Origin of the sequence: Streptomyces sp. NPDC017676, assembly GCF_044329325.1 — a bacterium.
Lineage (GTDB): Bacteria > Actinomycetota > Actinomycetes > Streptomycetales > Streptomycetaceae > Streptomyces.
Genome location: NZ_JBIRJA010000002.1, coordinates 648,826 through 666,596 on the forward strand (window position 1 = coordinate 648,826; position 17,771 = coordinate 666,596).

Consider the following 17,771-nt stretch of genomic DNA (forward strand, 5'->3'; position numbering starts at 1 on the left):
CCGGGAGCGGGGCGTCAGTTCTTCACGCAGGCGGTGCCGTTGAGGCTGAAGGCGGCCGGGGCGCCGTTGGTTCCGGTGGTCGAGGAGCCGTTGAAACCGAAGCTCACGCTGCCACCGGCAGGGATCGTCTCCGTCCAGGACTCGTTGTTCACCCGGACCTCACTGCCCTGCTGCACGGCCTTGGCGTTCCACACGGAGCCGAGTCGCTGCCCGCCGGGGAAGGCGAAGGCGAGCTGCCAGCCCTTGACGGCCGTCGTACCGGTGTTGCGGACGGTGACGTCGGCGTTGAACGTGGTGCCCCAGTCGCTGAGGCGGTAGCCGACCGAGCAACTCCCGTTGCCGGAACCGCTGTCGGGGTCGGTACTGGTGTCGCTGAAGACACTGGCTTCCTTGGCGGTCTGCCGGATGCCGTCGGGGCCGGAGAAGATCCGCTGCCCCCAGGCGGTGAGACGGGAGGCGTCGAAGCCGGTGGCCATGTCCAGGTACTCGACACCGCCGCCGTTGCCGCTCCAGGACCATCCGAGGTAACCCACGCCCGACTGCTGCGCGGTGGACATGATGGCGTCCTCGTCCGGGTCCCCGTCCGAGTGCATGTCACCGAATTCCCCGATGACAAGCGGAAGATGCTGCGAAGTGAACCGGTCAATGTAGTTCTTGACCTTGTCGGCGCTGTTGAACACGCCGTACATGTGGATCGAGAAAACGGTGTTGCGCTCGGGATCCGCCGCGAACACCTCGGCGGCGTGATCGCGCATCGTGAAGGACCAGTCCTGTCCCCAGTTCGGGGCGTCCACCATGAGAGTGTGGTGGAATCCGGCGGCCCGCATGCGGGTGAGGGCGTTCTCGGTGTCGGAGGTCCACGCCGTGTAACCGGAATTCCCGTACGGCTCGTTGCCGATGTTCAGGACGACGTACTTCTCCTGACCCTGCACCGCGTCCTTGACGCTGATCCAGTAGTCGACGGCGCGGGAGAGCGCGACGGCCCCGTCCTGTTCGCCGTAGCCGGTGGTGTCATGTGCCTCCAGGACGCAGACGAGCCGGTTCTGCTTGCACTGTGCGACGACGGCCGCGACGTCGGCGGTGTCGTTCCTGGTCCACCGGTCACCGGTGGCGAGCACCACGCGCACGGAGTTGGCGCCCAGTGCCTTGATGTCCTTCAGCGCCTGCGCCGTCCTGGTGGGGTACCAGGCATGGGCGTGGTTCGCGCCGCGCAGGACGAACTCCTTGCCGTTCGCGTCCACCAACCGCCCGTCGGTGACGTGGAACCCCGACGTGCTCCGCGTGTCCGCCTGCGCGGGGGACGGTGCGGCCAGTATCGAAACCGCCAGGGCCAGCACCGCTCCCGCCGCGGTGGCCAGTCTCTTCCTCATCCATGCTCCCAAGGAGGTGATGCGTGCCGCCGGACCGGGACGCGCCGACGGCACGGCACTGCCTTTCACTGTGTGACCGAGCCACGGCTCGCGCCGGCCCAACGGTGCGCTGGAAGCCGGAATACGAAATGCGCGAGCCGGTCTGACGCCCCGCCCAGGTATGGGACAGCAGCTCAGCGGGCGGCGGGACGATGAATCACCGACGGAGACCGCTTACCGACCTCGCCACGGAACAGGCGGCTCGGTCATGCCTCGCGATCGGCGACTGGAAGAGAGGCTAGGGCGATCGGCCCGCGCGTTCAACCATGAAGACGAAACCGGTTCAGTTTAGTGGGAGTTCAGTTCATCGAGTTGTCTGACGGCTGTAAGTGGCCCGGAAAGGGAATATCCCGCGCGGCAGGAAGGTGTTCGCCACGCCGGAGGAGGAGACCTTCTGGACGAGACGCGGGGAGGGGAACGGGGCGGTGCGGGCGGCTGGCCCAGGAGGCTTCCGCCGGTGGCGTCGAGGGAGGCGCAGGTGATCCAGCGCGCCCGGTCGGTGGCGAGGAAGACCACCACGACGGGGGCGGATCATTGCCGCCGCGCGCACGGTCTTCGGGAGCGCGGGGCTGAACGCGTCGATGGCCTCGGTCGCGCGGGAGGCCGGGGTCGGGATCGCCACCCTCTTCCGCCACTTTCCCCGCAAGGAGGACCTGGTCGCTGCGGTCTTCGCCGACCGTATGAAGGCGTACGCGCAGGCCACCGCCGAGGCCCTGGCCGACCCGGACCCGTGGCACGGCTTCACCGGCTACATCCAGCACGTGTGCGCGATGCAGGCCGCCGACCGCGGCTTCGCCGACATCCTGACCATGAGTTTCCCCGGCGCCCCGGACATCGAGGAGTACCGCGCCCAGGCGTACGAGGGCTTCCTCCAACTCATCGGCCGCGCCAAGGACAGCGGGGAGCTGCGGGAGGACTTCACCAGCCGTGACCTCGTGCTGCTGCTGATGGCCAACGCCGGCGTCCTCAGCGCCACGGCCGAGGCCGCACCGGACGCCTGGCGCCGCCTCGTCGCCTGGATGATCCAGTCCTTCCGGGCCCCGGCCCGCGGCCCGCTGCCGGACCCGCCCGAGGACGCCGCCCTGTACGAGGCCATGCGCCGCGCCGGCCAGGGCGTCACCTCGCTCGAAACGGGGAAGCGCCGCTGAGCCCCGGCCGGCGGCGGCCCCGTCGCCGCTCTGCCTTGACCGCCGCGCCGGCCGGGAACCGGGGCCCGGCGCCCCGGGATTCGCGGACCGGCCGCGTCGGGCGGACAGCCGGCGTCCGCGGGTTGAGGCGGCGGGCGCCTCGGTGCTCACGAGCAGCCGACCCGCCGCATGACGGCACGCCCCGGTGCGAAATACTCTCCCGATGAGTTCACGCACTTCCCCGATCAGCCAGCCGATCACGATACGGAGGGCCGTGGCGCGGGATGCCAAACGGCTCACGCGGCTCGTGCGCGGCTCAGGCGCCTACCAGGGTAAGTACGCAGCCGCGGTGGCGGGCTACCGGGTCGGGCCTGACTACATCGAGGCCCACCGCGCGTTTGTGGCCGTCGGCGCCGACGAGCATGGCGGCCGGGTCCTCGGGTTCTACTCGCTCGTCCTCTCTCCACCGGAGCTCGACCTGCTGTTCGTCGCCGATGAAGCGCAAGGACGGGGTATTGGACGGCTGCTCGTCGCGCACATGCAGTCCGAGGCCCGTGCCGCCGGGCTCGACCGTGTCAAGGTCGTGTCGCATCTTCCGGCCGAGGACTTCTACCACCGCGTGGGCGCGGAGCGGACCGGAACCGCGCCGGCGAACCCGCCCTCCGTACTGTGGGACCGTCCCGAATTCGAGTTCCGCATCCCTTCGGAATGACGCGGTGTGCCGGTCCGCACGGCACCGGCGGCCCCTCCCGCCGACTCCCTCCGCCTCGCCTGCCACACCCTTTCCAAGGCCCCGCCTCTGGGTGCACTCGGCTCGTTGCAGCACGCATCCCGCTGCTCGGCACCCCTGTGCCGGTCCGACCGGTACGCCGATCGGGCCACGCTGCGTGCAATGAGTCCGGGCCGCCGATCCGCGCGCGGCGGCTCACCCCACGGCCGAGACCGAGAACCGGACCTCGACGCTCTCGAACTGCCGCCGGGGAAGCAGCCGCCGTCCAGGGCCGACTCAGTAGCTCCGGACTGAGGCTCGGCCGAGGACGACGGAGGCGCTCCGCAGTGACGGATGGTTTGTGCCGGTGTGCTGTGAGACCTCCAGAACGGGTGAAGGAGCACACACCTTTACTCACACTCCCGTGTCAGGCAGGCTCTTGTGAGCGTCCTGGGACGGGTGTGGTGCGGCATGGTGCGAGGAGGCCCTTGCGACCTGCTTGAGCGCGGATGCCGTGGTGGGGTCGCCGACCTTGGCCGGTTGCTCGTGCGGGTGATCTGCGGGGCGGTCCTGGTGGAAATGGGAGGGTGCCAGCCTGTCGCCGGCGCCGTAGGACTCCGGGCCGGCGGTTTCCCTGGGCGTGGTGCCGGTGTCGGCTACAGCGGACCGTATGCCGCCCTTTGCCAGGTCACTCGGCTCCTCGCTGTGCCGGGGGTGTGGCTGGGTCAGCCAGGCGACGGCCGCCCCGGTGAGGGCCACGGGCCATTCCACCACTCCGGCGACGCCGAGCACCCCGGCTCCGGTGTAGACCGCCACCCGGCGGCCGCGTGGGGAGATGACCCCGATCCAATCCAGTGCACTGTCGGCGACCTTGCTCACCTGCTCTGCTCCGGGCAAGCGGCGCAGTCCGGAGCCGATGACCCGCAACGGCTGAGGAAGACCGGATGAACTCTCCTGCATCTGGTTCATGTCGAGCTCCCTCCGTCGGTCTCTCAAGGAGTGCCAGACCCGAGTTTCCCGTTGTCACACCGCCTATGCCGTGTGGCCACGGCGGGGTCTCACTCTTTTCGGTCGGAGGGGAGATGCCTCAGCTCACGCCCGCCCCTCGCTCGTGTGGTGGCAGGCATGTGTGTGAGGTGAGGGGGTAGCCGGGCGTCGTCGGCCGTTTCACGGCGGGCCGTGGAACGAGTTCGAACCAGGAGGGGACCTCATGGCGCTCATGAGCAGGTGGGACACGCAGCTGGCCGAGCTGCCCGAAGTAGCCGACCCTTCCCGCGTGGCGCCCAAGGACGCCCGCGAGCTCTCCCGCTTGTTCTTCGAACAGCTCGCGGTGCTGGAGGAGGGCACGCCCGAATACAGCTACGCCCGTAACACGCTGATCGAGATGAACATGTCCCTGGTCCGCTACGCGGCCGGCCGCTTCCGCAGCCGCGGGCCGGAGGAGATGGAGGACATCGTCCAGGTCGGGATGATCGGCCTGATCAAGGCGATCGACCGGTTCGAGCTGTCGCGGGAGGTGGAGTTCACCTCCTTCGCCATCCCCTACGTCGTCGGGGAGATCAAGAGGTTCTTCCGGGACACCACCTGGGCGGTGCACGTGCCCCGCCGCCTCCAGGAGGCCCGCGTCCAGCTCGCCCGCGCCACCGAGGAACTGCGCAGCCGGCTGGGCCGCACGCCGACGGTCAAGGAACTGTCGGAGCTGATGAGCCTGTCCGAGGACGAGGTCCGCGAGGCCCGCCTGGCTTCCAACGGCTACAACTCCTCCTCCCTGGACGCCACGATCGGCGGCAGCGAGGACGGCGAGAGCGTCCTGCAGGACTTCATCGGCACCGAGGACACCGCGCTGGAGTTGGTGGAGGACTTCCACTCCCTGGCCCCGCTGATCGCCGACCTGGATGAGCGGGACCGGCAGATCATCCACATGCGGTTCGTGGAGGAACTCACCCAGGCCCAGATCGGCGAACGCCTCGGCGTCTCCCAGATGCACGTCTCCCGACTCCTGTCCCGCTGCCTCGCCCGCCTGCGCGAGGGCCTGCTCACTACTGGCTGACAGCCGGTTGTCCGCGTTCCGCTGATGCCCGCCGCAGCCGTGGCGGGCATCAGCCGCATCAGCTGCATGAGAGGCCACGGTCCCGAGGCCAGGGAAGCCAGGCGTCCGGAACGGCACGGGGCCGGGCGCGTGTTCCCACCGGGCCGGCCTCACCGAGGACGACTGTGCCGGAAGAAGGGGGCCGCCATTCGAGCGGCACTCTCTCTGGAGTGTCTGCGGTAGAAGCTCACGTGTACTCCGTAGAGAAAAACTGTCGTGGCGGCAGTAGACACTCTGGCGTTGCAGGGTTAGCGTTGTCTACGTACCCAGGAGTCGAAGTGGGCACAGCAGGTACGGCTGTGCAGGTAGACCAGAAGGACACGGCCCCAGCGGGGCTGTGAGCAGCATCCGCGGTATCCGCGCAATCGAAAGGTAAGGAGCAGAACGCCATCAGGATCGCCCGGGCGAGGAAGCAGTCCGCCCGGGTACCGCAAGGCCCCGGATTGGAAGGTGGTCCCCGGTCACGCATCCGCGATCCCCGCAGCCCCGCCCTCCCGGGCGGCCCCTGCGGAACAAGAAGGCCGGCGCAGTGCGCCGGTAGATGGTGTTGAAAGCTCGGGGCCCGGGTGCCGGTACTGGCACCCGGGCCCCCCGACGCGTCCCCGAAAGAAGAGGTATATGCCGCCTGCCGGTTCCCGTCCCGTCGCCCCTCTCGACGATGACGACTACCCCGCCTACACCATGGGCCGGGCCGCTGAGATGCTCGGCACCACACCCGCCTTCCTCCGGGCCCTCGGCGAACACCGCCTGATCACCCCGCTGCGCTCCGAGGGCGGACATCGCCGCTACTCCCGTTACCAGCTGCGCATCGCCGCCCGCGCCCGCGAACTCGTCGACCAGGGGACCGCCATAGAGGCCGCCTGCCGCATCGTCATCCTCGAAGACCAGCTCGCAGAGGCCCAGCGCATCAACGAGCGACTGCGCGCCGAAGGCAGCTAGCCTCAGCCGAAGAGATCAGCCTGATCGGACCACTTGAACCCGAGGCAACCGATGTCCCGCTGGCGGACGAGGCGACCGGGAGACCCCACCGCCGTTCCGCACCCCAGGCGGGCTCAACGCGTCGACCAGATCCCGACGGAAGAGAAAACCGCGAGCGCGCGCGATGGATGTGCTGGGTGAAGACGGGCGAACCCGGGGAAGAAGGAGCGGCAACGGACAGGAGGTGGCCATGGGTGGCGGGGATCTGGAACTGGGGCAGCTTCTGGCCGCCGCGGAGGCGGCACCGCCGGGGGAGTCCGTCGAGGTAGTCGCGAACGACTTGCGCAAGCGTTTCGGGGCGGAGCGCGTGTCCTTCCTGTTCGTCGATCTCGTGGGCCATCGGCTGTTGCGCCTGATCACACAGGCCGATGACGGCGGGGGCGCTGCCGAGCGGATCGACCTGGAGGGCAGCGTCTACGACGCCGTCCTGCGCAGCCAGCGCCAGCACGTGGAACCGGACGGCCTGGGCGGTCGGCGTGTGATCTCGCCGGTGACCAACCGCGGCGACTGCATCGGTCTGCTGGAGGCGACGCTGCAGAACGCCGACGACACCGTGCTCGCCCAGATCGAGGACGCGGCGCACGCACTGGCCTACATCATCGTCACCGACCGCCGCTTCACCGACCTGTATCACGCGGGCCGGCGCACCACCCGGACCAGCCTGGCCGCCGAGATCCAGCACCAACTGCTTCCCTCGGCCTCCTGCTGCGAGGCTCCCCAGTTCACCCTCGCCGCGGGGCTGGTGCCGGCCGACGACATCGGCGGGGACACATACGACTTCACGCTCGATCGCGACACACTGCACCTGTCCATCACCGACGCCATGGGTCACGACACCCACTCCGCGCTGCTCGCCACGCTCCTGATCGGCGCTCTGCGCGGCGCTCGCCGCAGCGGTTGTGACGCGCTCCAGCAGGCCCAACGCGCCCATGACGCCTTGCTGACCCACAGTCGTGGCCTGGCCACCGGTCAATTGCTGTGCATCAGCCTCGCGACGGGGACCTGCGAACTGGTCAACGCCGGGCATCCCCGGCCGCTGCGCCTGCGCAAAGGCGCCACCGAGGTCGAAGAGGTCCAGCTCGCGGCCAACCTCCCCTTCGGCGTGGCGGCCCCCGCCTCCTACCGTGTCCAGCAACTCCAGCTCCTCCCCGGCGACCGTCTGGTCCTGCTCACCGACGGCATGCAGGAACGCGGCGCCGGAGCCGTCGACCTGGCATCCCTCATGTGGGACACCCGCGCCTCACACCCCAGGGAGACCGTGCGCACCCTGACCACCGCGGTGCTGGATGCCTGTCGGGGAAACCTCAGGGACGACGCCACCGTGCTCGTCTTGGACTGGCACGGTCCGCACCGCGAAGACGGGTAGAGCCCAGTCCGCCGATCAAGGACTACGGTTCGTCCCTCACGGCTGCGTAGCGTGATGCCCGACGACTGCACGTCACGGCACGAAGCCAGTGATCAGGCGCCGATGGAGCGGCCGATGCCGAAGCGTCAGTTGCTGAGGGCTTGGCGGAGCGTTTCCCGGCAGTCGATGAAGGTGTCGACGCCGACGATGTTCAGGGTGCGCATCACGGATTCGCGGGGTGCGGCCAGACGCAGCCAGCCGTCGGCTTCGCCGAGGGTGCGGTGAGCGGCGATGAAGATGTTGATGCCGCTGGAGTCCATGAAGGTGACCTGGTGCAGGTCGACCACGACGCGGGGGCGGGGGGTGTCGGAGACGTCCAGGGCCTGGCGGAGTGTGTCGCCGGTGTGGTGGTCGATCTCTCCGGCCAGGGTCACTACGTGGATGCCGTCGATGGTCGTGGACACGACCGATAGCCGGCCTGACGGCTCAGTGGGTCCGTTGTCGGTCATCTCCGCCTCAGCCACATAGGTGATCCCGGCATATGCACACCGTCGTACGCGGTGTCGCCCGGCATGGTACGGGCGGAGTCTTTGTGTGGCACAGTCAACAAGGCGGGCAAGGCGTGAACCTCGGCTGCGGGGGTATGCGCGCGCGTTGTAGATGGGGAAAGAACGGCGGCGTTGATGGGGCCAGGCCCGGTGGGGGAGGACGACACCGCGGACGACGCCGCGCCTGACGCCCGTGTTCTGCAGACCGCCGTGGCGCTGGAGGGGGACGGCGCCTGCATCGCCCAGGCTCGCCATCTGGCCGCAGGCTTTCTCGCCCATGCCCGGAGCGGGCAGGGAGTACCGGTCTCGCAGCGTGCCGTGGACCTCACCCAGCTGGTGGTCAGCGAACTGGTCACCAACGCCCGCAAGTACGCGCCCGGACCCGTACTGATGGAACTGCGGATCACTGGCGAAGTGGTGGAGGTCGTCGTGTGGGACTCCGACCCGGTGCTGCCGGTGGCGCGGGTCTCGGACGCAGGCCGCGTCGGGCAGCACGGCCTGGAGATCGTGATGGCCGTCGCGCAGGGCGTGGAAGTCCGGCGCGAGCCGGTCGGGAAACGCATCGCCGCCCGCATTGCCCTCGCTGACGTCCCCGGCCTGGCCGGCACCCGCGACAAACCCTAGGAATGCGGTCGGCTACCCCAGCCTCGCCGGTGACGATCACGGCCATCTCGGCTGCCGCCACCCGCTCCCTGCGGCAGCCTGGTGCTGGGCGTGCTGCCGTGCGAGCGACGAACACAGCCCCGCGTTGAAGATCCCATTGGTGACTTGCCGTTCGTGAAGACCCCTCCAGGGGGCCCGTACTCCAGCGGCACCCGAACTCAGAGTCCAGGTGGAGACCGGGTGAGCCGATTGGGCCGATTCCGATCGGTGCCGTACAGTTCACCGTACCGACGCGGGGTGGAGCAGCTCGGTAGCTCGCTGGGCTCATAACCCAGAGGTCGCAGGTTCAAATCCTGTCCCCGCTACTCGAACGTGAAGGCCCGGTGTCCACCGGGCCTTCACTGTGTGTGCCGGTTCGCTCCTGGCTCTCGGCGAACAGGGCACCGCGGTCGCACAAGGCGACAACGCACTGGGCTGCACCGACGACGCCGTACGCCGCCTCAGCCACCGTGCTTGTCCCAGTACCTCGCCGCCAGGGGGCTGCAGCGCACTCACCCAGCACGCGCCGGCACTGTCGAACTCCCGGCGGACGACTTTCGCGGGATCTGCCGGTCACCCGGCAGACACGGATGGTTCACCGGGCAGGCAGGGGTAACCCGACAGGTGGCTCCCACCGGCTGCGCACAGCACGCGTCGGCGGCGGCCCAGGGCCACCCGCGCTGGAGGAACCTCGTGAACGGCGAATCGACCACCCCATCCTGCGAGACGCGCTTCCCCGCGGTCACGGCGAGCATCACGGCCGCCCGGCACTGGGTCCGCGACTGCGTGGAAGGTTTCGGCGGCCCGCTGTGCCGGCACCGGATGATCCAGACCGCCGAACTGCTCGTCTCGGAACTGATCACCAATGCCATCCGCCACGGCTCCGGCCCGCCCCTGATCCAGCTCACCTGGAACGGGCGGTGGCTGCGCATAGCCGTCAGCGATTCCAGTGACCGCTGGCCCCGCGAACGCGCCACCGCGAACACCGAGCCCGGCGGTTTTGGCATGCAACTCCTCGACCGACTCGCCCGACGCTGGGGTGTCACCCCGGGTCACCCCGGCAAAACGGTCTGGGCCGAACTCAGCCCCGACTCCTGAGCGCGGTGGCGCAGCCGACCACCAACAGCGCCATCCTCGGCGCCGGCTGGGGCACCTCTCGTCCGTGCCCCCACCGGCCCCGGCAGCACTACCGTTCGCTGCGACCTCCCCGGCCGACCGTGCAGGAACGGGACAGTGCTGCCGGGCTGTGGCTCAGGCGTCGATGATGACGGGGATGATGAGGGGCTTGCGGCGGTGGGCGCGGAACGCCCAGTTCGCCACGGCCCGGGCGAGGAGCTGTTCGAGTTGGCGCGCGTCCCCGACGCCTTCCTCGGCCGCGGTGGCCAGAGTCTTCTCGATGACGGGGACGACCGGCTCGAAGGTGGTGTCGTCGTGCACGAAGCCGCGGGCCAGGAAGTCGGGGGCCTCGGCGAGGGCCCCGGTGTCCGCGTCGACGATCGCCACCACCGTGAGCACGCCTTCGGAGGCGAGGGTGAGGCGGTCCTTGAGAGACGCTTCGGTGGCGCCGCCGACTTCCATGCCGTCCACGTAGACGTTGCCGGCGGGGACCTTGCCGGTGATGGAGGCGCGCCCGTCGACGAGGTCGACGACGACGCCGTCCTCGGCGATGACGACCCGTTCGGGGTCGACACCGGTACGGATGGCGAGGTCGGCGTTGGCCCGCAGGTGGCGCCATTCGCCGTGCACGGGCATGACGTTGCGGGGCTTGACGATGTTGTAGCAGTAGACGAGTTCGCCGGCGCTGGCGTGCCCGGAGACGTGGACCTTGGCGTTGCCCTTGTGGACCACGTGGGCGCCCCACCGGGTGAGTCCGTTGATCACCCGGTAGATGGCGTTCTCGTTGCCGGGGATGAGGGAGCTGGCGAGCAGGACGGTGTCGCCCTTGCCGATGCGGATCATGTGGTCGCGGTTGGCCATCCGTGACAGCGCGGCCATCGGTTCGCCCTGGGAGCCGGTGCACACCAGAGTGACCTTGTGGTCCGGGAGCTTCTCCAGCTCCTTCGTGCTCACGACCAGACCGGAGGGGACCTTCAGATACCCCAGGTCACGGGCGATGCCCATGTTGCGGACCATCGACCGGCCGACGAAGGCGACCTTGCGGCCGTGCTGGTGGGCGGCGTCCAGGACCTGCTGGATGCGGTGCACGTGGCTGGCGAAGCTGGAGACGATGACTCGGCGCGGCGCGGTGCGCATCACCTGCTCGATCGCCGGGTTCAGCTCACGCTCGGAGGTGGTGAAGCCGGGCACCTCGGCGTTGGTGGAGTCGGTGAGGAACAGGTCCACACCCTCCTCGCCGAGGCGGGCGAAGGCGCGCAGATCGGTGATGCGGTCGTCGAGAGGGAACTGGTCCATCTTGAAGTCGCCGGTGTGCAGCACCAGCCCGGCCCGGGTGCGGATCGCGACCGCGAGGCTGTCGGGGATGGAGTGGTTGACCGCCACGAACTCGCAGTCGAAGGGCCCGAAGCCACGCCGGTCGCCCTCTCGCACCCGCACCGTGCGCGGCCGGATGCCGTGTTCCTTGAGCTTGGCCTCCAGGAACGCCAGCGTCAGCTTGGAGCCGACGACGGGAATGTCGGACCGCTCCCGCAGCAGGTACGGCACGCCGCCGATGTGGTCCTCGTGGCCGTGGGTGAGTACCACGGCCACGATGTCGTCCAGCCGGTCCCGGATCGAGGTGAAGTCCGGCAGGATCACGTCCACGCCGGGCTGGGTCTCCTCGGGGAACAGCACGCCGCAGTCGACGATCAGCAGCTTGCCCGCGTGCTCGAAGACGGTCATGTTGCGGCCGATCTCACCCAGGCCGCCCAGGGCGATGACCCGCAGCCCTCCTTCAGGAAGGGGCGGGGCGGCTTTCAGTTCGGGGTGCGGATGACTCATACCCTGACGGTACCCGGAGAGCGGGACGGATGATCCATTGCCTGCGCGATCTCCCTTCCCCGACGGTGCCCAGGCACCCGCAGCGGGTGCCCCGGCACGATCGGATCACGCCGGCGGCCGGAACGGTCAGTGGTGGCAGCGCTAGCACCGTCCGTGGCCGAACCGTGCGCCCGGTGCAGGAGAAGACGCGAGCGCCGTCAGCGCTCAGAAGCAAGTGGGCTGAGAGGGCCCCGAGGCAGCCTCCTTCGCCGGGCACACAGACGGAGGCGTCCCCGAAGTACTCGCCGCCCCCGCCCGCCATGCCGGAAGCCGATGTGGTGTCCCGTGAACTCGACGACGAGGTCGCGCGGGGTGTGGCTCGTCCGTGTATTGAGCCCGACGACGGGCAGGCCGCCGTCCTCCGAGAGCGGCCGGGCTGCCTTGTCCGGGGGAGGCCGCATGTCGAACTCGTGCTTGATCAGCCTGCCGGTACACGGGGCCGGCGCGCGGAAGCCCTGGTGATCGCTCTCACCGGTCACCGGAGGCGTAGCCCGTTCGGCGAGCCGGAGCCGGCTCCCGCGGGGGGAGCCACGACAGCCCCGGCCCTCGTCCTCACGACCGGTTCGCGATGGGGCCGACCCCCGCTCACCCCACGGTCGCGAGGACCGACTCAAGAGGCCCATGCCGGGGGAAGGGCGCGGATCTCTCGTAGACGCCGCCCCCGCCGACCCGGGCGGCGGCCCCCTCACTGTCCCCACCCTCAGCCAGAAAACAGTCGGTGGCGGGGAGGCCATGCCTCGTCGCCTTGTGCAGAAGAAGGGCGCGAGACTGCTTGATCACCATCTGCCGAGCCTCACGGGTGATCCAGCCCTTCGTTCCCGGCCGGATGCCGGCGCGTTTCCGCTAGCGGCTTCCATCATGCCGTTATAGCGTTGTGATCAGCAGTCGTGGTTCCGAAGTTCCGTTCGCCCGTGATCGCCATCACGGGCGTTCCTGCTGTTCAGCGCCTCTCCGGACCAGGGCGATCACCTCCCGGTCGCGCAGGGTGCGTGCCCGGTTTCCCTCGAAGGAGACAGTTATGGCCAAGGGCACAGTGAAGTGGTTCAACAGCGAGAAGGGCTTCGGGTTCATCGAGCAGGAGGGCGGCGGCCCCGACGTCTTCGCCCACTACTCCAACATCGCCAGCCAGGGCTACCGCGAGCTGCAGGAGGGCCAGAAGGTCGAGTTCGACATCACACAGGGTCAGAAGGGCCCGCAGGCGGAGAACATCCGCCCCGCCTGATCGCGCGCCTCGGTAAGGGTCCGGCATCCCGGCTTCGGGACTCCGGGCCCTTACCGTCTGCCGCAGTGGTCAGCGGACCAGAGCCGAGATACGCAGCCCGCGAGGTGTTCAACCTGGTCAGGCCGGTCGCTCGCACCCCCGCGTCATAGGGGCGTCTGTGATGGCGGTCTTCGACGAGAAGCCTCGCCGGTGCGGTCCGACGGGGGGCTTCTCAAAGTGCGTGCAACGCCGTCGAGGGCACCGTTGCGCCCGGCTTCTCCCCTCCTGAGCACCCGAAGCAAGGCGGGGGCGACGCCGCCGCTCTGACGGCCGAGGCACAGTCTGTCACCAGGGACTCTCCGCGCCCAACCGAGAGGCACCCCTCGCTCCTGCAAATCCAACCGCCTTTGAGGAGTGTCTACGGAACGGCATGTCTCTCCGAGGCCGGGCGGATCGCAACCGCGTCCACGCGACCGACCCGGCGTCGGTGAACTCGGTGCGTGGTCGTGCGGCCGATGCGCTGGAAGCGGTCGCGTCCACGTCACACCAGATCCCTTCCACCAAGAAGGGCGGGCGTGCCGGTCTCACGCGGACCCGTCTCCTCGTCATCGACCAGGGGGGTAACGCCCCGTGACCGCTCCTCAAGATGAATGTCCACGCCTGCAGCTGCACACGTCATGGTTCAGGACGGCATCCGCAGGGCGAGCAGGGCCACGTCGTCGGTGTTGCCGGGCGGCATGCGGTCGAGTAGCTGATCGCACAGGGTGTCGAGCGGTCCGTGGGCGAGAGCGAGGGCGTGGTGGCGCAGCCGGGTGAGGCCGGTGTCGAGGTCGCTGCCGGGGATTTCGATCAGGCCGTCGGTGTAGAGCAGCAGGGTGGAACCCGGCGGCAGCCACTGCGCGGCGTTCGGTCGGCTGCCGACGGTGCTCGAACCGGCGCCGAGGAGGAGCCCCTGCACGGCTTCGAGGTACTGCGCCTGTCCGTCCTGGGTCAGCAGGAGGGTAGCCCGGTCGCGGCGCGGGCCTGGTCCTGGGACCACACCAGCAGGTCGGGGGCGTTGTCGGGATCGAGGCCCTCGTGGTTGGGGTTGGCGTGGTGGCGGGTGTGTTTGTCCTGCCACCATCCGTAGCCCATCCCGATCGCGGCCCCGGCGATGCGGCCGGCCGTCTCGCTGGGCCGGCGCCGGCGGAAGACCTGGCGGTGGGCGACGTCGTGGGCGAGCAGAGCCACCTGGCCGGACATCATGGCGAGGAACGCGGCGACCGCCAGGGTTCACCAGCCGGCGCCGATGACGACGAACGCCCCCCAGCCCCCGGCGTAGGTGACGGCCACGGCGATGGACCGGACGGTGTAGTAGCCGGGGCGCCGGTTCATCAGGCCGGCCTCGGCGATCTTCTTGGACAGGCGGGCGAAATCACTGCCGCCTGCGGGGGAGGCGGGCGACGGGGAGGGGTGTGCGCGGTCATGCCGTCGGCGTGTCCTTCCTGGCTGACGGCCCGCATCCGGTCGGGCGGTGTACGCCGGATGCGATGCCGTAGCCGGGTACCCGCATTCCTGCCTTCGGACCGGCACCCTGGTGCTCCTCGGCCGGAGCCTGCGGAGGTCGCCGGGCTCTGACGTCGTGAGATCCTCCCCGGAGGGTGGCCGCTGTCGACGAACCTGCCGCGCTGGCAATCGGGGCGAAGCGGCATGGAAGGGATATAAGACACTAGCCTCGGGCCATGGTGACGCGTACCCGGCTGTATCACGACGGCACTCTGGTCCTGGAGGACTTTCCCGTCGGTGACGTCCCTGCGCATCTCGCTGATCCGGCGTCGGTCCTGTGGCTGGACCTGCACCGGCCCGGAGCCGCTGAACTCACCATGCTCGGTCAGGAGTTCGGCATCCACGAACTGGCTCTGGAGGATGCCGCCCAGCGTGGACAGCGGCCGAAACTCGACCGCTATCGCACCCACGAGTTCCTCAGCGCCTATGCCGTGACCGTCAGCCCGGACGGTGCGCAGCTGACGCACAGCGAGATCGCCGTATTCCTCACCGGCCAGGCCATGATCACCGTCCGCAAGGACGACGGCCTCGACATCGAGGACGTCGTCGCCCGCTGGGACGAGAGCCCGGACCTGGCCGGCCACGGCGTCGGATTCCTGCTGCACGGCCTGCTCGACCATCTCGTGGACGGACACTTCGCCGCCGTCCAGCAACTGGACGACAGCATCGAGGAGCTGGAGGGCCTGCTCTTCGCGGCCGGGCGCCGCGAGATCGAAGCCGTGCAGCGCCGGGTCTTCGCACTGCGTAAATCGCTCGTCCGGCTGCGCCGCGTCGTGCTTCCGATGCGCGAGGTGGTCAACGGGCTCATGCGCCCCGGCCTGCACCTGATCACCGACCCTCTCGTCCCGTACTACCAGGACGTCTACGACCACGTGCTGCGTGCCACCGAGTGGACGGAATCACTGCGGGACCTGGTGGCCTCGGTCATGGAGACGAACCTCTCGGTCCAGGCCAACAGCATGAACCTGATCATGAAGAAGGTGACGAGCTGGGCCGCGATCATCGCCGTACCCACCGCGATCACCGGCTACTACGGCCAGAACCTCCCCTATCCCGGTTTCGGCCACGAGTCGGGCTTCATCACCTCCGCCGCCGTCATCGTGCTCCTGTCCGCATTGCTGTATCTGACGTTCAAGCGCAAGGACTGGCTCTGACCGGCATCGGCACCGGCGACCAGGTCCCGAAGGCAGGAAACCACCTGGTCATCCCGCGCTTTTCGGGCCGGTGAGCGGAGTAGTGTGAAGACACCGGAAGTTTTTCGCGCACCGGCTCCGCTGCGGGTGCCGTTTCCGGTGATCGACAGCGCCGGGCCGCACCCACGAGCCCGGGGACAGGTCCGCGCCATGGCCGTGACCATTGACCGTACGACATCGAGCAGGCGCACGCGGCCGCCGGCGGCCCGGCTGTCCCTGAGACCCGCGCCGGGCGGGCTGGACGGCATGTGGTGGCCTCGCTCCCGTGCCCTCACCCGTGAGCTGCCCACCCTGACGGCCGCACTGGGCGATCTCTGGGGTCGTATCACGGGTGTCACCGTGCACCCGGCCTACTGGCCCGTCCTGCCGCACTGGGTGTCCGACGCCGGGCGCACCGTGCAGGTGGACTGGTCCACCGAGGAGCAGGATCCGCACAGACTCACTCTCTTCTCCGCTGACGGCCGCCGGGACGTGCTGGTGATTCCGCCGGAAACCGGTGCTGACGCCGCCGCGCAGCTGATGGCCGGCGACGGCATCGATGTCCCGGCCCGGGAGCAAGCGGCAGACAGGATCGATGCACGAAACAGGGAGGAAGCCTGGGAGGCCGAAGGCGGAGCAGGTCGACCGTCGTCCCTGCCCCGGCCCATCGGCTCGGCGGGGCCTTCGCCCGCCGGTCGGCGGAGGTGAGATCCCGTGCTCGTCATCGCCGTGGCCGTGCTGGTCGTCCTGATCGCCGTCGGAGTCGTTCTGATCCACCAGCTCAACGGTCAGCACGACGAACGGATCGCTGCCTTCCACTACAGCGATGTTCTGCCGGGGATCGGGCGTCGGCCCCGGAGGCGCCGTCGGTCGACGGTGAACGCGAGCGTTCCGACGCGCCCCACCGCGACGGCTGCCGCGGATGACATCGACTTCGGCCCGACGGACGGCAGAGGAAGGCGCGTCATGGCGATATTGCGAGACCGGAAGGCGTACCGCGAGAGGATCATGCAGGCTCTGTACCAGGCCGCCGAGGGCAATCGCCTCCTGGGCGTCGATGGGGCGAAGCTCCGCACCGACCTCGGCATCCCTGAGCAGGACATGGCCGCTGCCTGCATGTACCTGGCGGGCGAAGGCTGGATCGTCGTGGACTGGGGGAGGGGCAACACGCCCGCGATGATCACGCTGACGCACCAGGGGATCCGGCAGATGGAGACGGAAGAGGAAGGGCGTGGCTGAGCCTCCGCGTCGCTTTCTCGGACCGAAGCGAACCTTCGCGCAAGGATTCTTCCTGTCGGATTTGTCTCTTTGGCGTAACGTGGAATACGGGTCGGAGCACGCTCACGTGCAATGACCCGGAAGGGCGGCTCCGGCGGGTATACGCCGGAGCCGTTGCCCGTTTCCGTAACCGCGCCGTGCGGCGAGGCGCTCGCGCGAGCGTCGTGCGGAGTACGGTGAGGTTGCAGGGTCGTATCGCGGTCGCATGCTCTGCGGTCGCACTGATCTTTGCGGACGGGCGGACATCATGGCCGACTCAGACAACCCCGACCTCCCCAGGCTCCTGCCGGACGCCGTCCACCGGTCGGTGAAACCCGGCACGGCCCTGCTGCGGCTGGAGACGACACGCGCACGCGAGGGAATCCTGGACGGCGCATGGTGGCCGCGGTCCCGGGACATAGGTGCCGAGCTCCCCTCGCTGATCTCCGCGTTGACCGAGCATCTCGGGCCCATCACCCGGGTCGGTCTGGACGGGAGCGCCTGGGACGGACTGCCGACCCGGGTGACGGTCGACGGCCGAGTCGTGCACATCGACTCCTTCCCGGTCGGTGACGACACCGTCCTCGTCACCCGGGGCGACCGGGACCATTTCTCCCTGATGCTGGTCCCTCCGGACACGTCGCCCGACGCGGCACGCGCCGCGATGGCCAGGGCCGTACGGGCCGACAACGTCACCGAGGCCGGACAGATCCTCATCGATGCGGGCGGTGACGCGCCGCCTACGCCGGCCTGACACGTCCGTCGCGGATCGG

16 protein-coding genes, 1 tRNA gene and 2 pseudogenes are annotated in these 17,771 nt (G+C 69.3%); 13 read left to right on the forward strand and 6 right to left on the reverse strand.

All coding sequences use genetic code 11. From position 1 onward, the window contains the following. Positions 1 to 14: 14 nt before the first annotated feature. Entirely contained in the window at positions 15 to 1,370 is a 1,356-nt protein-coding gene (locus tag ACH4LD_RS07060) for a cellulase family glycosylhydrolase (protein WP_398054176.1), read from the reverse strand. A 572-nt stretch (positions 1,371 to 1,942) separates the two neighbouring features. On the opposite strand from ACH4LD_RS07060, the gene ACH4LD_RS07065 reads away from it, so the two are divergent. Together ACH4LD_RS07065 and ACH4LD_RS07070 are read left to right on the forward strand one after the other, a co-directional pair. Continuing rightward, positions 1,943 to 2,557, forward strand: coding sequence for a TetR/AcrR family transcriptional regulator (locus ACH4LD_RS07065; protein WP_398106165.1), 615 nt, complete (start codon positions 1,943 to 1,945; stop codon positions 2,555 to 2,557). Positions 2,558 to 2,759: 202 nt separating this feature from the next. Then, positions 2,760 to 3,248 carry a GNAT family N-acetyltransferase gene (locus ACH4LD_RS07070; protein ID WP_398054175.1) on the forward strand — a complete coding sequence of 163 codons (489 nt, stop codon included), beginning with the start codon at positions 2,760 to 2,762 and terminating at the stop codon, positions 3,246 to 3,248. A 411-nt stretch (positions 3,249 to 3,659) separates the two neighbouring features. On the opposite strand, the gene ACH4LD_RS07075 is transcribed toward ACH4LD_RS07070, so the two are convergent. Beyond that, complete coding sequence (locus tag ACH4LD_RS07075; RefSeq protein WP_398054174.1) at positions 3,660 to 4,214, reverse strand: hypothetical protein; 555 nt, start codon at positions 4,212 to 4,214, stop codon at positions 3,660 to 3,662. Positions 4,215 to 4,464: 250 nt separating this feature from the next. Here ACH4LD_RS07075 and ACH4LD_RS07080 point away from each other — a divergent pair, with 250 nt between their 5' ends. The 3 genes from ACH4LD_RS07080 (at position 4,465) to ACH4LD_RS07090 (ending at position 7,678) form a co-directional block, all read left to right on the forward strand. Continuing rightward, positions 4,465 to 5,295: an RNA polymerase sigma factor SigF gene (locus ACH4LD_RS07080; RefSeq protein ID WP_398106160.1), complete on the forward strand. Its 831-nt coding sequence runs from the start codon at positions 4,465 to 4,467 to the stop codon at positions 5,293 to 5,295. A 657-nt stretch (positions 5,296 to 5,952) separates the two neighbouring features. After that, a complete protein-coding gene (locus ACH4LD_RS07085; RefSeq protein ID WP_390736234.1) occupies positions 5,953 to 6,273 on the forward strand; it encodes a MerR family transcriptional regulator in 321 nt (106 codons plus the stop codon). A gap of 229 nt (positions 6,274 to 6,502) precedes the next feature. Beyond that, positions 6,503 to 7,678: a PP2C family protein-serine/threonine phosphatase gene (locus ACH4LD_RS07090; protein WP_398054172.1), complete on the forward strand. Its 1,176-nt coding sequence runs from the start codon at positions 6,503 to 6,505 to the stop codon at positions 7,676 to 7,678. Positions 7,679 to 7,803: 125 nt separating this feature from the next. On the opposite strand, the gene ACH4LD_RS07095 is transcribed toward ACH4LD_RS07090, so the two are convergent. After that, on the reverse strand, positions 7,804 to 8,121 hold the full coding sequence (locus tag ACH4LD_RS07095; RefSeq protein ID WP_398054171.1) for an STAS domain-containing protein: 318 nt from the start codon (positions 8,119 to 8,121) through the stop codon (positions 7,804 to 7,806). Positions 8,122 to 8,340: 219 nt separating this feature from the next. Between ACH4LD_RS07095 and ACH4LD_RS07100 the strand changes: the two genes are divergently transcribed. The 3 genes from ACH4LD_RS07100 to ACH4LD_RS07110 all read left to right on the forward strand — a co-directional run bounded on the left by ACH4LD_RS07100 (position 8,341) and on the right by ACH4LD_RS07110 (position 9,945). Then, positions 8,341 to 8,829, forward strand: a complete 489-nt coding sequence (locus ACH4LD_RS07100; protein WP_398054170.1) for an ATP-binding protein — start codon at positions 8,341 to 8,343, stop codon at positions 8,827 to 8,829. A 270-nt stretch (positions 8,830 to 9,099) separates the two neighbouring features. Beyond that, positions 9,100 to 9,173 (forward strand) — tRNA-Met (locus ACH4LD_RS07105). A 367-nt stretch (positions 9,174 to 9,540) separates the two neighbouring features. Then, on the forward strand, positions 9,541 to 9,945 hold the full coding sequence (locus tag ACH4LD_RS07110) for an ATP-binding protein (RefSeq protein WP_398054169.1): 405 nt from the start codon (positions 9,541 to 9,543) through the stop codon (positions 9,943 to 9,945). 153 nt (positions 9,946 to 10,098) lie between these two features. On the opposite strand, the gene ACH4LD_RS07115 is transcribed toward ACH4LD_RS07110, so the two are convergent. Then, entirely contained in the window at positions 10,099 to 11,784 is a 1,686-nt protein-coding gene (locus ACH4LD_RS07115) for a ribonuclease J (RefSeq protein WP_398054168.1), read from the reverse strand. Between the two features lie 1,057 nt (positions 11,785 to 12,841). On the opposite strand from ACH4LD_RS07115, the gene ACH4LD_RS07120 reads away from it, so the two are divergent. Beyond that, entirely contained in the window at positions 12,842 to 13,045 is a 204-nt protein-coding gene (locus ACH4LD_RS07120) for a cold-shock protein (protein WP_266963435.1), read from the forward strand. Positions 13,046 to 13,706: 661 nt separating this feature from the next. Here ACH4LD_RS07120 and ACH4LD_RS07125 read toward each other — a convergent pair. Beyond that, positions 13,707 to 14,024: pseudogene (locus ACH4LD_RS07125) on the reverse strand (SpoIIE family protein phosphatase); the annotation flags it as partial. Beyond that, positions 14,024 to 14,428: pseudogene (locus tag ACH4LD_RS07130) on the reverse strand (fatty acid desaturase family protein); the annotation flags it as partial. The pseudogenes ACH4LD_RS07125 and ACH4LD_RS07130, both read right to left, overlap by 1 nt. 317 nt (positions 14,429 to 14,745) lie before the next feature. Between ACH4LD_RS07130 and ACH4LD_RS07135 the strand changes: the two are divergent. From ACH4LD_RS07135 to ACH4LD_RS07150, 4 genes are all read left to right on the forward strand, one after another. After that, positions 14,746 to 15,723 carry a magnesium transporter CorA family protein gene (locus ACH4LD_RS07135; protein WP_398054167.1) on the forward strand — a complete coding sequence of 326 codons (978 nt, stop codon included), beginning with the start codon at positions 14,746 to 14,748 and terminating at the stop codon, positions 15,721 to 15,723. Positions 15,724 to 15,912: 189 nt separating this feature from the next. Beyond that, positions 15,913 to 16,449 carry a DUF5994 family protein gene (locus tag ACH4LD_RS07140; RefSeq protein WP_398054166.1) on the forward strand — a complete coding sequence of 179 codons (537 nt, stop codon included), beginning with the start codon at positions 15,913 to 15,915 and terminating at the stop codon, positions 16,447 to 16,449. 258 nt (positions 16,450 to 16,707) lie between these two features. Next, positions 16,708 to 16,980 (forward strand): hypothetical protein, encoded by a 273-nt coding sequence (locus ACH4LD_RS07145; RefSeq protein ID WP_132783440.1) that lies wholly within the window; start codon positions 16,708 to 16,710, stop codon positions 16,978 to 16,980. Positions 16,981 to 17,266: 286 nt separating this feature from the next. Next, entirely contained in the window at positions 17,267 to 17,752 is a 486-nt protein-coding gene (locus ACH4LD_RS07150; RefSeq protein ID WP_398054165.1) for a DUF5994 family protein, read from the forward strand. Positions 17,753 to 17,771: the final 19 nt, after the last annotated feature.